Source organism: Pseudomonas sp. BN417, from assembly GCF_029871205.1.
Taxonomy (GTDB): Bacteria; Pseudomonadota; Gammaproteobacteria; order Pseudomonadales; family Pseudomonadaceae; genus Metapseudomonas.
Genome location: NZ_SSOJ01000153.1, coordinates 106,737 through 119,233, shown reverse-complemented (window position 1 = coordinate 119,233; position 12,497 = coordinate 106,737). Strand labels below are relative to the sequence as shown.

Below are 12,497 nucleotides of genomic sequence, written 5' to 3'. Positions count from 1 at the left end.
GCATGGATGCCGCGAGAGGCGTGCGGGGCCAGGGATGGCCCCTCACGCCGGGCCCCCGGAGCAGCGATGGAGCGAGGGGAGCCCGGCGAAGCCGGACCCGGATGCAGGGGCAAGCCTTTTTGGTTTCTTTTTTGTGGGCGGCATTCCGACGACTGAAAAAAGAGACTCGCCGGGAGGCGAAACCGGGACTCGCAGCCCACTCGATAAGCAACTCGGCTCAGGACGTTCTATCAGCACTTAATGCAGACATAGCCAATGAATTCGCCCCTACAAAGGCCGGAAACAACGAAAAAGCCCCGCATTTGCGGGGCTCTTCGTTGGGGACTGCATCAGCAGGTCAGGGCTTTCTGTGCCCGGTCGATCACGTGCTGGAGGTGGCCGGCATCGCCATAGTGCTCCGGATACAGACGCTCGCTGTGACGGGCGACACCATACTCATTGACGATGGTGAAGCTGAAGTTGCCGTTGCGAGCGGCGGTGATCTGGCAGGTGAACGGCGCAAATGCGCGGGTCAGGGTACTGATTGCAGCTTGGGCTTGATGATGGATGGTCATCGTGTTGCTTCCTTCGTTGTGCGGCCAACGGGCCGCCAGACAAATAGCTCCGAATCCGCCGAGCAACGGGCTCTGGTCGGATGATCCTTATCGGAGCAAGAGTGCCGGCATGAAGTTCCCCGATAGGGATCAAGCTCTGGCAGCTGGTACGTGGGATGCCAGGTGCTGCGCCGGGCAAGGGTCTGGCCTGGCTGGCAGTCCTGGTCAATCTACCGTGCGTTCATGACAGCTTTGCTGCATCACCCTGGGGTGGAAGCTGCTGCCTTCGAGGCGGCGGGGGTGGCCATGTCCCTTTGGCGTGGCCGTTCGGAATCGAAGGGCGAGGGATCGGAAGGCCGGATTGACTTACAACTTGGTACTAACGGCGGCGACCCTAGCGGATCGCCAGGAGAAATGCAAGCACTTCAATGACTTTTGGGTAGCTGGCTGATGTCGATCTCGGTGACCAGGGAGGTCCGTGCCGGCGGGGTGCGGGCGAGCAGGGGGCAGAAACGGTCAAGAGACTGGATCAGGTCCCATTGCAGTTCCAGGTCGCTGCCGAGGTCGGTGATCTTGTCCAGCAGGTTCACCGAAACCGCCTGCAGGTTGCTGTCGGTGGAGCCGGCCAGGTTGGCGGTGACCTGGGCCAGCAGCGTGGTGATGGCCGTCATGTTGCGCGTGGTGAGGGCCAGGATATTGGCCAGCAACGCGATTTCGCTCTGCGGTACTTGCTGCGGGGGAGTGTCGTCCATGCTCGCTCCGGTAAGGCCATTGGTTGGCGTGGCATTGCGCCATTATCCGTTTGAGATGCCACTGCCCACGATGGAGTCACGCCCATCCTCAGGCCGGCAAATGTCTGATTGGTTTGTAGGAAATTCGCTATTTGCCAGAAGAACTGGCTGTTAGCACTAGAGGACTAAGCCCAAAGCAGCATTGCCGACCCTTTGGTCGGGATCGAAGCTACGGGCGTATCCCTCCGCGTGCCTGGAGTGCCATGTCCTCCTTAGTCGAAGCCGCAGAACCGCCATTGTCCCTGGATTTCCGCCTGGCCAATGGCTTGCGGGTGCGCCTGGTACGGCAACCGGGCGCCAGTCTGGCCGCCGCGTTTGTGGAGGTGGGCGGCGGCAGCCACGATGAACCGGCCGAGTATCCGGGGCTGGCGCACTTCCTCGAACACCTGGTGTTTCTCGGCAGTCGCGACTTTCCCCACGGCGAGGGGCTGATCCCCTTCGTCCAGGGACTGGGTGGCCGGGTCAATGCCAGCACCCGCCCGCACAGCACGCGCTTCTTTTGCGAGGTGCCGGCGCAACGCCTGGATGATGCCTTGGCGCGGCTGCTGGACATGCTCGCCAACCCGTTGCTGGAACCTGATGCCCTGCAGCGCGAGCGTGACGTGCTCGAGGCTGAATACAGCGCCCGCGCGCGGGATCCGCAAACCCTCTGCGAAGCCGCCTTGGCCTGGGCGTTGGCCCCCGGTCACCCGTTGGCGGACTTCCATGCCGGCAATGCCGCCAGCCTGAGGTTGGAGGAAGCGGACTTCTTCCCGGCACTGCGGGGCTTCCATCAGGCCCACTATCAGCCCGGCCGCATGCGCCTGACCCTGGTGGCGCCGCAGTCCCTGGCCGAGCTGATGGAACTGGCGCGACGCCTGGGTGGTCGCCTGCCAGCGGGCAGGGCGCTGCCGGAGCCCGCCTTGCGGCCCATGCTGCCCCTGCGCGCGGGCCGGCTCCGCCTCGGTCTGCCCAGTGGCCGCGCGCGACTGTTGCTGGCCTTTGCACTGGGGGGGCAGGTGGGCGAGGCGGAGCCCGCCCTGGGTTTCCTTCAAAGCCTGATGACCGATGAATCAGCCGATGGCTTGCTGGCGCGGCTGTTCACCCTCGACCTGAGCGATGCGGTGCAACTGCGGCTGCCTTATGTGTACGGCGGGCAGGGCCTGCTGCTGATGGACTTCGACCTGGTAACCGGAGCCGACTGCGCGCTCCTGGAGGCGGAGTTGCTGGATTGGCTGGCTTTTCTACGCGACGCTTCGCCCTGGCCAGGCGCCTGGGAGGAGCGGCTGGAGATCCTGCGGCGCAAGGCTGCGTTGCATGCGCCGCTGGAGGTCGCCCTGGCCGCGCCTCCGCCGACGCAGGCGGATGTCCGAGCGCTGCTCGATCAATTGCTCCCCGAGCGCCTGATTCGGCTGGAGACCTGCGAATCCGCCGCAGCGCCGACCCTGCAAGCGTCCGGCTTCCCCCTGTGCCTGGAGCGGCTCGAAGTCCCGCCCGCAGCATCGGCCAGTGGCGATTGGCGCCTGCCGGCCGCCAATCCCTATCTACGCCCAACAGTACCTGGGTTTCTGGCAGTTTTACCGGTGCCGCTACTACCCGGCCTGGCGAGCGCTCCTGGGCAGGCGGCCCTGTTCCTGCGCTGGAAGCCCGGGCAGATGGGCTTGCCGCGTGGTCTTGCCCATGGCCTGCAACGGGCGCTGCGTCCCGTGCTGGGGGCGGCTGCCCAGGCCGGGCTGGAGGGGCGCATCCAGGCGGAGCAGGGCTGCCTGGCGCTGACCCTGCAGGGCAACGCTGCGCTGCTGAGCCGGGTCGCCGGCGATCTGTTACCGGCCTTGCAGGTGCCTTCGCTCCGAGCTCTGGCCCAGGGGGAGCGCCTGCAGCAGGAGGAACTGCGCAGGCTGGCCGGCGAATTGCCGATCCGCCAGCTGCTACAATGTTTGCCCGAGCTGCTGGATGCCCCACAGACCGAAACGCCCGCCGTGCTTGACCCTGAAGCCCTGGCGCGCTTCTGGTGGCAGGCGCGCTGGCAGGGCCTCGGCCTGGGCGAGCTGGCCCTGGGTGCGGAGCTGCCCGGCCTGCCAGGGTCGGTACTGGCACCGGCCGGGAAGGGGGGGCGCGTATGGCGGCAGCTGGAGATGCCCGGTAGTGAAGCGGCGTTGCTGCTGTTCTACCCCCTCGAGCACCCGGCGCCTGAGGAAGAGGCCTGCTGGCGCTTGCTGGCCTGCGGCCTGGAACGCGCCTTCCACGAGCGCCTGCGCGGCGAGCTGCAGCTGGGCTACGCGCTGGCCTGCGGTTTCCGCCAGTTTGGCCCGCACCGTGGCCTGCTGTTCGCCGTGCAGTCGCCGCGCAGCCCGGTGGCCAGTCTCCTCGAGCATATGCAGGACTTCCTCGCGCGCCAGTACGCCAGCCTGGCGCGGCTGGACCAGGGTCGCCTGCAGGCGTTGGTCGGTGGCCTGGACCAGCAACTGCAACGGCAGGCCGCGAGCTTTGCCGACCACGCCCGGCAATGCTGGCTCGACCGTCTCGCCGGCCTGCCGCCAGGCCATGCCGGCAAGGTGCGCCAGGCCCTGGGCACATTGCAGCCGGCGCTCCTGCTGGAGCAGCAGGGCCGCCTGATCGCCGGGCTATCCTGCCATGCCCTGGCCAACGCTGCGGCGCCTACGCCGGACTGGCACGTTTCCGCCTGACCCTTCCTGCCTATCGATCCCCTGCGTCGAGCCATCCTGGCCTCGTCCTTTGGTGCCTGCGCGTCCGCCCAGCGGCCTACGACCTGAGTCTCGTCCGGTCGTAAGCCTTGCCGGCGCGGCTACCAGGCCCCGGCCAAAGCAGCGCTGAAACCCCGCCAAGGCAGCGTATGGCCGCCCGGGCGGCGTTTCGATAATCGCCTCCGACACGACTGACCTGCCCGGTCGTCCACCCACAGCGGAGAGCGTCATGAACAACAAGAAGATCGCCCAACCCCGTATGTCCCGCCTTGCCCTGGCGGCGGCGGTTGCCCTGGCCACCCAGCAGGCCGCCGCCGAGATCGTCCTCTACGACAAGGACCAGACCACCTTCTCCGCCGACGGCTATGTCAACGCCTTCTACGTCAACAGTGACGTGGACCGCGACGGCGAACAGTTCGACCGCCGCCAGGCGCGGGTCAAGATGGGTTTCCTGCCCAACTGGATCGGCTTCAACATGGGCAAGCAGGTGGACGACCTGAAACTCGGCGCCCGTTCTTCCTTCTGGGTCACCATCAACGACAGCGAAACCAACGGCACCGCCACCGCCATCGACGTACGCCAGTTCTACGGCACCGCCGGCGCTGAATGGGGCGAGGTGCTGGTGGGCAAGGATTTCGGCCTGTTCGCCCGCTCCAACATCCTGCTCGACGAGCTGCTCGCCGGTTACGGCCAGGTCAGCGACACCCTGGGCCTGGTGGATGGCGGCGGCGTGTCCTTCGGCAATATCGGCAGCGGCTACCCCTATCCTTTCCCGACCTCGCAGATCACCTACCGCAGCCCGAAGACCGACGGCCTGCGCGCCGCCGTCGGCATCATGGACCCGGTGGACACCAACGACGGCAGCCCCACCGGCAAGGCCTACCAGGAAAACCCGCGCTTCGAGAGCGAGATCACCTATGAGTTCGACCTGGCCGGCGCGCAGATCTACTCCTGGGTCAACGGTGCCTACCAGACCTCGGAGAACACCGACCCGAATGTCGACAGCGTCACCTCCAAGGGCCTGGGCTACGGCGTGCAGGCCAAGATGGGCGCCTTCACCCTGGTGGGCTCGGGCTTCCAGGCCAAGGGCATCAACCCCTTCTTCACCAACAACGCCGGCGAGCCGACCCTGCGCGAGGTGGACAGCGACGGCTACCTGATGCAGGGCTCCTACCGCTTCGGCAAGAACCGCCTGGCGCTGTCCTACGGCAAGACCAAGGACGACGGCAACGGTGTGGTCAACACCGGCGCCGACTACGAGACCCGTGGCGTCGCGCTGTTCCACGACATCAACGACAACCTCAAGCTGGTGGCGGAGTACAACCAGTTCGAGATCGATGGCCATGAAGGCGATGCGCAGAACGAAGACACCGACACCGTCGCCGTGGGTGCCGTGTTGACCTGGTAATCGAATAGCTCCGGTTGCTCCGGTTTTGGCGGGAGAGGCGATGGTCCTCCCGCCTTTTTTGCTTTCGGCGGCCAGTAGTGGTGCTGTTTCTGTAGGGTGCGCCGTGCGCACCGTGAAGGTCTGTCCGGTGCGCACAGCGCACCCTACGCCAGATAAAGCCCCTACCTTCGAACTAGCCCGCCGCTACCCAAGAAGGATGGGGGACCCCAAGACCCCTCCGTAGAATTTCCCCATCGACAGCAGGCTTATTGGGTGGGAACCGGGATGCTCGAGGAACCGGCAGAGGGCGTAGTCACCGCCATGTCCCTGGCCAGCGAGGCCGAGGCCGTGGCCCAGGACCTGGCGCGTCAGCTCATTCACCCGCACCTCGGCTTTGTGCTGTTCTTCTGTTCCGCCGAATATGACCTCGAAGCCCTGGGCCTGGCCCTGGAACAGTACTTCGGCGGTGTGCGCCTGGTGGGTTGCACCAGTGCCGGCGAGATCACCGCCCAGGGCTACGGTCGCAATTGCGTCAGCGCTGTGGGCTTCGACCACCGCAGCTTCTCCATCGCCAGCGCCCTGGTGGACGAGATGGACCGCTTCGGCCTGATCGACGCCCAGCAACTGGTGGAGCGCCTGGTGCAGGATTGCCGGGCCAACTCCCTGGCACCGATCAAGGGCCACAGCTTCGCCCTGACCCTGCTGGACGGCCTTTCCAGTCGTGAAGAAGTGGTGCTCGCCGCCCTCGGCGCGGCCTTCGGCAGCATCCCTCACTTCGGCGGTTCGGCCGCCGACGACAACCACCTCAAGCACACCCACGTCTATTACGAAGGCCGTTTTCACGCCGGCGCAGCCGTGGTGGTGCTGGTCAATACCGGGCTGGACTTCGAAGTGTTCAGCACCCACCACATCCTCCCCGAGGCGGAAAAGCTGGTGGTCACCCGCGCCGACAATGCCAGCCGGCGGGTCTTCGAACTCAATGCCGAGCCGGCGGCGCAGGTCTATGCCCAGCTGATGGGCGTGCCCCTGGAGCGCCTCGACCACCGGGTCTTCGCCGCCCACCCGCTGGCGGTGCGTCTGGGGGATTCGTACTACGTGCGCTCCATCCAGCGGGTCAATCCGGACCTCAGCCTGAGCTTCTACTGTGCGGTGGAGAACGGCATCGTCCTCACCGCCATGCGCCCCGGTCCCTTGCTGCCGAACCTGGAGGCGCTCTTTGCGCGCCTGGGCGAGCGCCTCGGCCCGCCCTTGCTGACCATCGGCTGCGACTGCTTCCTGCGCCGCCTGGAACTGGAGGACAACCCGGAGACACTGGCGCTCACCTCCGAGGTCCTGCGTCGGCAGCGGGTGATCGGCTTCAACTCCTATGGAGAGCAGTTCAATGGCATGCACATCAACCAGACCTTCACCGGAGTCGCCATCGGCCGCCGGGGTCGCAATGGCTGCCGCTGACCCGCAGGCGCGCCTGGCCGCCCTGGAGGAGGAGAACCACAAGCTCCGGCGGATCAATGCGGCGCTGATCGAGCGAGTGGAATCCAGTGCCTCTCGGCCTGACGACAGCTATGCGGCCTTCCAGCATTCGGTGGTGCTGGCCGAGCAGGTGCGCGAGCGCACCGACGCGCTGAACCAGGCCATGGCCGAACTCAAGGCCAGCAACCGGTTGCTCAGCGATGCCAGGCTGCGCGCGGAAACCGCCCACCAGCACCTGATCGACGCCATCGAAAGCATCTCGGATGCCTTCGTGCTGTTCGACTGCGACCAGCGCATCGTCCTCTTCAACAGCCGCTTCAAGTCCTTCTGGGCGCACACCCGCGCACGCATCGGCAGCGGTACCCGGTTGTCGGAGATTCGCCGCCTGGCCGAGAGCACCGGACTGATAGTCGAGGAACACCGCGGCAGCGACGACAACATCCTCTATCGCCTGCACGATGGCCGCTGGGTGCAGGTCAGCGAGCGGCCCACCCGCGAAGGCGGGCTGGTGATCCTCTATACCGACATCACCGAGCTGAAGCAGAGCGAGACCGACCGCCGCGAACAGGCCCTGGCGCAGAAGTCGCGGCTGCTGCAGCGGGCGGTGGACAACCTGTCCCAGGGCGTGGCGATGGTCAGCGCCGAGGGCATCCTCGAACTCTGGAACCACCGTTTCCTCGAACTCTGCGGCCTGGCGCCCGTGGAGACGCACCGCTCCTTCGCCGGGGTCATGGCCGACAGCGAGCTGCCGCTGCTCAGCCCCGATACCCGTGATGCCAACGGCCGGCCCATTCGCGAAATGGAGCAGCGCCTGTACAACGGCCGGGTGCTGGAAGTGCGTACCCATCCACTGCCTACCGGCGGCTTCGTCAACACCTTCACCGATATCACCGAGCGCTACCGCCATGCCGAGGCCCTGGCCGAGAGCGAGCGCTGGATCCGCCTGATCACCGACCATGTGCCGGCGCTGATCGCCTACCTCAGCGCCGACCTGGTCTACGAGTTCACCAACAAGGTCTACGAGGAATGGTACCGCTGGCCGCGCGGCGCCATGCTCGGCCAGGGCCTGCGCGAGGTGCACAGCGAAGAGCACTGGCGACGCCTGGAGCCCTATGTCGAGAGGGTGCTGGCCGGGGAAAGCCTGTCCTTCGAAGTCAGCGAGACCAACCTCAACGGCCAGGAGCGCTGCATGCTGCGCTCCTATGTGCCGAACCGCCTGGCCAATGGCGAGGTGGTGGGTATCTTCGTGTTGATCCGCGATATCACCGAACGTCGCCGTACCGCCGAAGCCCTGCACCAGGCCTACCAGAACCTGGAACAGCGAGTGCGCGAGCGCACCGCCGAGCTGACCTCGCTGAACAACCAGCTGCGCCGCGAAATCGACGAGCGCAGCCAGGTGGAGCTGCGTCTGCGCGAGGCCAAGTCCGAGGCGGACAGGGCCAACCTGTCCAAGACCAAGTTCCTCGCAGCCGTCAGCCACGACCTGCTGCAACCCCTGAACGCCGCGCGGCTGTTCACCAGCGCCCTGCTCGAACAGCGCAGCCAGGCCTGCAACCTGTCCCTGGTGCGCAATGTCAGCAACTCTCTGGAGGACGTGGAAAACCTGCTGGGCACATTGGTGGACATCTCCAAGCTGGACGCCGGGGTCATCAAGCCGGATATCGCGCCCTTCGCCCTCAGCGAGCTGCTCGACAACCTCGCCGTCGAGTACCGGCAGATCGCTGCCAGCGAAGGTCTGCAACTGGATTTCGTGCCCAGTTCGGCGTTGGTGCGCAGCGATCTGCAGTTGCTCGCGCGGATCCTGCGCAACCTGCTCAGCAACGCCATCCGCTACACCCCCAGAGGGCGCATCCTCCTGGGCTGCCGGCGCCAGCGCCAGAGCCTGTGGATCGAGGTGCATGACACCGGAATCGGCATCGCCCGGGACAAGCTCGGCGAGGTTTTCCAGGAGTTCAAGCGCGGTGAAGTGGTGCGCGAGAAGCAGGACCGCGGCCTGGGCCTGGGCCTGGCCATCGTGGACAAAATCGCCCGCATGCTCGGCCACCGCATCCGCGTCGCCTCGGAACTGGGCAGGGGCTCGCTGTTCGCCGTGGAGGTCCCCCTGGCCCGCCGGGTGCCCCGGCAGAAACCGGAGCGCGACGAGCCCCAGGCCGTGCTGGAGCGCCTGCAGGGGGCGCGGGTCTGGGTGCTGGACAATGACGCGGCCATCTGCGCCGGCATGCGCACCCTGCTGGAAGGCTGGGGCTGCCAGGTGACCACCGCACTCTCGGAAGAAGACCTGGCGCGCCAGGTGGACAACTTCCACGCCGAGGCCGACCTGCTGATAGCCGACTACCACCTGGACGACGGCTGCAACGGCGTAGACGCCGTCGCCGCTATCAACGCCCGGCGCAGCGCGCCGCTACCGGCCCTGATGATCACCGCCAACTACAGCAACGAGCTGAAGCAGCAGATGCGCGAACTGGGCCACACTCTGATGCACAAACCGGTGCGGCCGATGAAGCTGAAGACTGCCATGAGCCACCTGCTGGAGCGCTAGGGAGTAGGGTGCGCTGCGCGTACCGAGGCTTTTGCGCGAGCGGTGGTGCGCACAGCGCACCCTACGGTCAGGCTCGGAGTGGCCTGGTAGGGTGCGCTGTGCGCACCAGCGACGTAACGGTTCGATGCAGAGTTTGGCTGGTCGCACCGATTCGTCACTCGCCAAAACATCCATCGATATCACCTGAGCCGCCCCAGTGATCTGGATAGACGCCCTCGCGAACCAGGCGATGGAAACTCGACCAGGGCCAGTCACGCACCCGGCTCACCAGGCCGTGCTTGATCGGATTCCAGTGCAGGTAATCCATGTGCCGCTGGTAGTCCAATTCGTCACGTATCCGGTGTTCCCAGTAGCGCCGTTGCCAGAGCCCCAGCTCGCCGCGCGCCTCCCGGCTGGCACCGCGTTGGCGGGTACCTGACCATTGCTGGCTGACACGGCGCTTGATGATGGACCAGCGCCGGCCGAAGTCATGGTCGGCCCCTTGCAGTTCCCAGATACAGTGGAGGTGATCAGGCAGGAGCACTCAACCGTGGATGCGGAAGGGATAGTGTGCTCGTGTGTGGACGATGGCCGCGCGGAGAAAGCGGCGGACGTCGGGGCGCGTCAGTATCGGTTTGCGCTGGTGGGTGACTAGCGTGAAGAAGTACAGCGCGCCCGGATCCTTGGCTCGACGGTAATTGGACATGCCTGGCCTCCTGCCGGGAATGGGGAGGCCAGATTAGGCCAACTAACGGCCGGCAAGCCAGCGGTGCGCGCAGCGCACCCTACGGTCAGGCTCGGAGCTGGCTGGTAGGGTGCGCTGTGCGCACCGATACGGAGGCTCAGGCGTTCTGCGGCACCGCCTGGAACTTCGCCCGCAGCACCAGTGCGATGCCGCCCAGCACTGCCACCGATACCAGCGCCAGGCGCAGGCTGATGGTTTCGCCGAGCAGCAGGGCGCCGCCCAGGGCTGCGAGGACCGGCACGCTCAGTTGCACGCTGGCGGCCTGCAGGGCGCCAAGGCCGGGCAGGGCGCTGTACCAGATGGCGTAGCCGACGCCGGAGGTGAGGGCACCGGAGATCAGGGCATAGACCAGCCCCGGCAGGTCCCAGCGCAGCTGGTCGAGGAAGGGCAGCAGGAGCACGGCGGCGAAGGGCAGGGCGCGGATGAAGTTGCCCGCCGTGGCGGCCAGCGGCGGGCCGGCTTGGCGGCCGAGCAGGGTGTAGGCGCCCCAGGCCAGGCCCGAGAGCAGCATCAGCAGGCCGCCGATCAGGGGCGGCGCGCTGGCGCCGGGCAGCAGCAGGACCACCAGTCCGCCCGTGGCCAGGGCGAAGCCCAGGGCCTGTTGGGGATTAAGGCGTTCTCCGCGCAGCAGGCCGAAAACCACCATGCACAGCTGCACGGCGCCGAACAGCAACAGGGCGCCGGTGCCGGCGTCCAGCTGCAGGTAGGCGTAGGAGAAGGCTGCGGCGTAGACGAAGAGCGCTGCCGCCGCGCGCCAGTTGCCGGTGGCCGCGAGGGGCTCGCGGCGCAGGCGCAGCAGCAGCCAGAGCATCAGCGCGCCCGAGGCCAGGCGGATGGCGGTGAAGCTCACCGCGTCTATGGCGGTTTCCTTCAGCGCCACGCGGCAGAGCAGGGAATTGCCGGCGAAGGCCAGCATGGCCAGGGCCGTGAGTAGCAGGGTACGGGCAGCAGGCATGGTCGTCCTTGGGCGTTCTGCGGGGTCAGCGGCGCAGGTAGGCGGTGAAGTCGATGTCGCTGGCCGAGAGAATGGCCTGTACCCGATTGTGCACGTTGAGCTTGCGCAGGATGGCCGAGACGTGGGCCTTGACCGTGGTCTCGGCGATGTCGAGGTTGTAGGCGATTTGCTTGTTCGACTCGCCCTTGGTCATGCGCTCGAGCACCAGCAGCTGCTTGCGGGTCAGGGCCTGCAGCAGTTCCGGTGGGATGCCGGATTCCTCGTGGTGGCGACGCGGCGAGGTCTTCTGGGTGCGGATGATGTCCGACGGCAGGTAGACGTTGCCGTTGAGGATCTGCTCGATGGCGTCGGTCATCTGTGCCCGTGGCGAGGACTTGGTGATGAAGCCAACGGCGCCGTAGGTGATGGCCTGCAGCACCACCTGTTTGTCCTGCTCGGCGGAGACTATGACCACGGGCACCGTGGGCGCCTCGTTGCGCAGGTTGATCAGGCCGTTCAGGCCATGCATGCCGGGCATGTTCAGGTCGAGAAGGATGAGGTCCAGGTCGTCGTGTTCCTGGGTCAGGGCCAGGGCGCTGTCCAGGTCGGCGGTTTCCATCACTTCGCTTTCCGGGAAGCCGTCGCTGATGACGTTGTGGATGGCTTCGCGGAAGAGCGGGTGGTCATCGGCAATCAGAATCTTGTACACGGCCTTTCACCTCGTTGTTTTCATTATGGTGCGGCATGCCCGGCGCCGCCGGGTCAGGGGAGTTCCACGGGACGAGCGGGCTGCAGGGGCAGGCCGGCCTGTTCCCAGGCGTCGATGCCGTCACGGTACCAGTAGAGGTTGGTGTAGCCCAGCGCAGCAGCGCGCTTGACCGCGTTCCAGCTCAGCCAGCAATCGGAACGGCAGTAGAACACCAGCGGGCGGTCCTGGCGGCCCTGGCTGGCCTTGTGCAGGTTCCGGGTGAAGTAGGCCTGCCATTCGGGCGACAGCTGGCCGTCGCCGGTATTGGCGAGCCAGAGGCTGCCGGGCAGGTTGGCATGGGGTTCGTCCTCGACGAAGCGGCCGTGCAGCCACTGGCGGCGGTAGACGTCGATCAGCAGGGTGTCTGGCTGCTGCTTCAGCTGCTCCTGGAGCTGAGGGGTGTCGAGGGTGCGGGCGGGCTCGGCATGGTCGGGCGTGGGGCTGCGATAGCGGCCCAGTCGGTAGCCGTCGGCGGAGAACAGCGGCGCTTCGGTTGCCACGTCGGCAAGGGCGGGCAGCGCCAGGGCAAGGCAGGTCAGGCAGGCGAGGAGGCGCTTCATGGCGGGCTCTCTGTTCTTTTTATGGCGCCATTACAGGCCTATTCCGCTGCTTTTGGAATTCGACGTTGAGAGGGGGGAACCGGTACCAAAGTAGTAGATCGCCCTCACCGGGGCCGTGTCCGGCAGA

Annotated in this window: 10 protein-coding genes and 1 pseudogene; 4 read left to right on the top strand and 7 right to left on the bottom strand. The window is 66.4% G+C overall.

The genetic code is table 11. The annotated features are described in order from the left end of the window. Nucleotides 1-329: 329 nt before the first annotated feature. Together E8F11_RS24710 and E8F11_RS24705 are read right to left on the bottom strand one after the other, a co-directional pair. Nucleotides 330-554, bottom strand: a complete 225-nt coding sequence (locus E8F11_RS24710) for a hypothetical protein (RefSeq protein ID WP_280291547.1) — start codon at nt 552-554, stop codon at nt 330-332. A gap of 404 nt (nt 555-958) precedes the next feature. Next, nucleotides 959-1,285 (bottom strand): hypothetical protein, encoded by a 327-nt coding sequence (locus tag E8F11_RS24705; protein ID WP_280291546.1) that lies wholly within the window; start codon nt 1,283-1,285, stop codon nt 959-961. A 242-nt stretch (nt 1,286-1,527) separates the two neighbouring features. Here E8F11_RS24705 and pqqF point away from each other — a divergent pair, with 242 nt between their 5' ends. The 4 genes and pseudogenes from pqqF (at nt 1,528) to nahK (ending at nt 9,404) form a co-directional block, all read left to right on the top strand. Continuing rightward, nucleotides 1,528-3,990 (top strand): pyrroloquinoline quinone biosynthesis protein PqqF, encoded by a 2,463-nt coding sequence (gene pqqF / locus E8F11_RS24700; RefSeq protein ID WP_280291545.1) that lies wholly within the window; start codon nt 1,528-1,530, stop codon nt 3,988-3,990. A 325-nt stretch (nt 3,991-4,315) separates the two neighbouring features. Next, nucleotides 4,316-5,416: pseudogene (locus E8F11_RS24695) on the top strand (porin); the annotation flags it as partial. Nucleotides 5,417-5,680: 264 nt separating this feature from the next. Next, nucleotides 5,681-6,847 (top strand): nitric oxide-sensing protein NosP, encoded by a 1,167-nt coding sequence (gene nosP / locus E8F11_RS24690; RefSeq protein WP_280291543.1) that lies wholly within the window; start codon nt 5,681-5,683, stop codon nt 6,845-6,847. Next, nucleotides 6,777-9,404, top strand: a complete 2,628-nt coding sequence (nahK, locus tag E8F11_RS24685; protein ID WP_280291542.1) for a hybrid sensor histidine kinase/response regulator NahK/ErcS' — start codon at nt 6,777-6,779, stop codon at nt 9,402-9,404. Before nosP ends, nahK begins: the two co-directional genes overlap by 71 nt. A gap of 154 nt (nt 9,405-9,558) precedes the next feature. Here the strand turns inward: nahK and E8F11_RS24680 are convergent, their stop codons facing one another. The 5 genes from E8F11_RS24680 to E8F11_RS24665 all read right to left on the bottom strand — a co-directional run bounded on the left by E8F11_RS24680 (nt 9,559) and on the right by E8F11_RS24665 (nt 12,370). After that, entirely contained in the window at nt 9,559-9,927 is a 369-nt protein-coding gene (locus tag E8F11_RS24680) for a hypothetical protein (protein WP_348529791.1), read from the bottom strand. After that, on the bottom strand, nt 9,928-10,089 hold the full coding sequence (locus E8F11_RS30200) for a hypothetical protein (protein ID WP_348529790.1): 162 nt from the start codon (nt 10,087-10,089) through the stop codon (nt 9,928-9,930). A gap of 136 nt (nt 10,090-10,225) precedes the next feature. Then, nucleotides 10,226-11,083: a DMT family transporter gene (locus tag E8F11_RS24675; RefSeq protein WP_280291540.1), complete on the bottom strand. Its 858-nt coding sequence runs from the start codon at nt 11,081-11,083 to the stop codon at nt 10,226-10,228. 25 nt (nt 11,084-11,108) lie between these two features. Continuing rightward, nucleotides 11,109-11,771, bottom strand: a complete 663-nt coding sequence (locus tag E8F11_RS24670; RefSeq protein ID WP_280291539.1) for a response regulator transcription factor — start codon at nt 11,769-11,771, stop codon at nt 11,109-11,111. A gap of 53 nt (nt 11,772-11,824) precedes the next feature. Further along, complete coding sequence (locus E8F11_RS24665) at nt 11,825-12,370, bottom strand: PQQ-dependent catabolism-associated CXXCW motif protein (RefSeq protein WP_280291538.1); 546 nt, start codon at nt 12,368-12,370, stop codon at nt 11,825-11,827. Nucleotides 12,371-12,497: the final 127 nt, after the last annotated feature.

Excerpts from the sequence above, each read along its gene's own strand:
- E8F11_RS24675 (WP_280291540.1), bottom strand. The coding sequence starts at position 11,083 with ATGCCTGCTGCCCGTACCCTGCTACTCACGGCCCTGGCCATGCTGGCC.
- E8F11_RS24665 (WP_280291538.1), bottom strand. The coding sequence starts at position 12,370 with ATGAAGCGCCTCCTCGCCTGCCTGACCTGCCTTGCCCTGGCGCTGCCC.
- pqqF (WP_280291545.1), top strand. The coding sequence starts at position 1,528 with ATGTCCTCCTTAGTCGAAGCCGCAGAACCGCCATTGTCCCTGGATTTC.
- E8F11_RS24705 (WP_280291546.1), bottom strand. The coding sequence starts at position 1,285 with ATGGACGACACTCCCCCGCAGCAAGTACCGCAGAGCGAAATCGCGTTG.
- E8F11_RS30200 (WP_348529790.1), bottom strand. The coding sequence starts at position 10,089 with ATGTCCAATTACCGTCGAGCCAAGGATCCGGGCGCGCTGTACTTCTTC.
- E8F11_RS24710 (WP_280291547.1), bottom strand. The coding sequence starts at position 554 with ATGACCATCCATCATCAAGCCCAAGCTGCAATCAGTACCCTGACCCGC.
- nosP (WP_280291543.1), top strand. The coding sequence starts at position 5,681 with ATGCTCGAGGAACCGGCAGAGGGCGTAGTCACCGCCATGTCCCTGGCC.
- nahK (WP_280291542.1), top strand. The coding sequence starts at position 6,777 with ATGGCATGCACATCAACCAGACCTTCACCGGAGTCGCCATCGGCCGCC.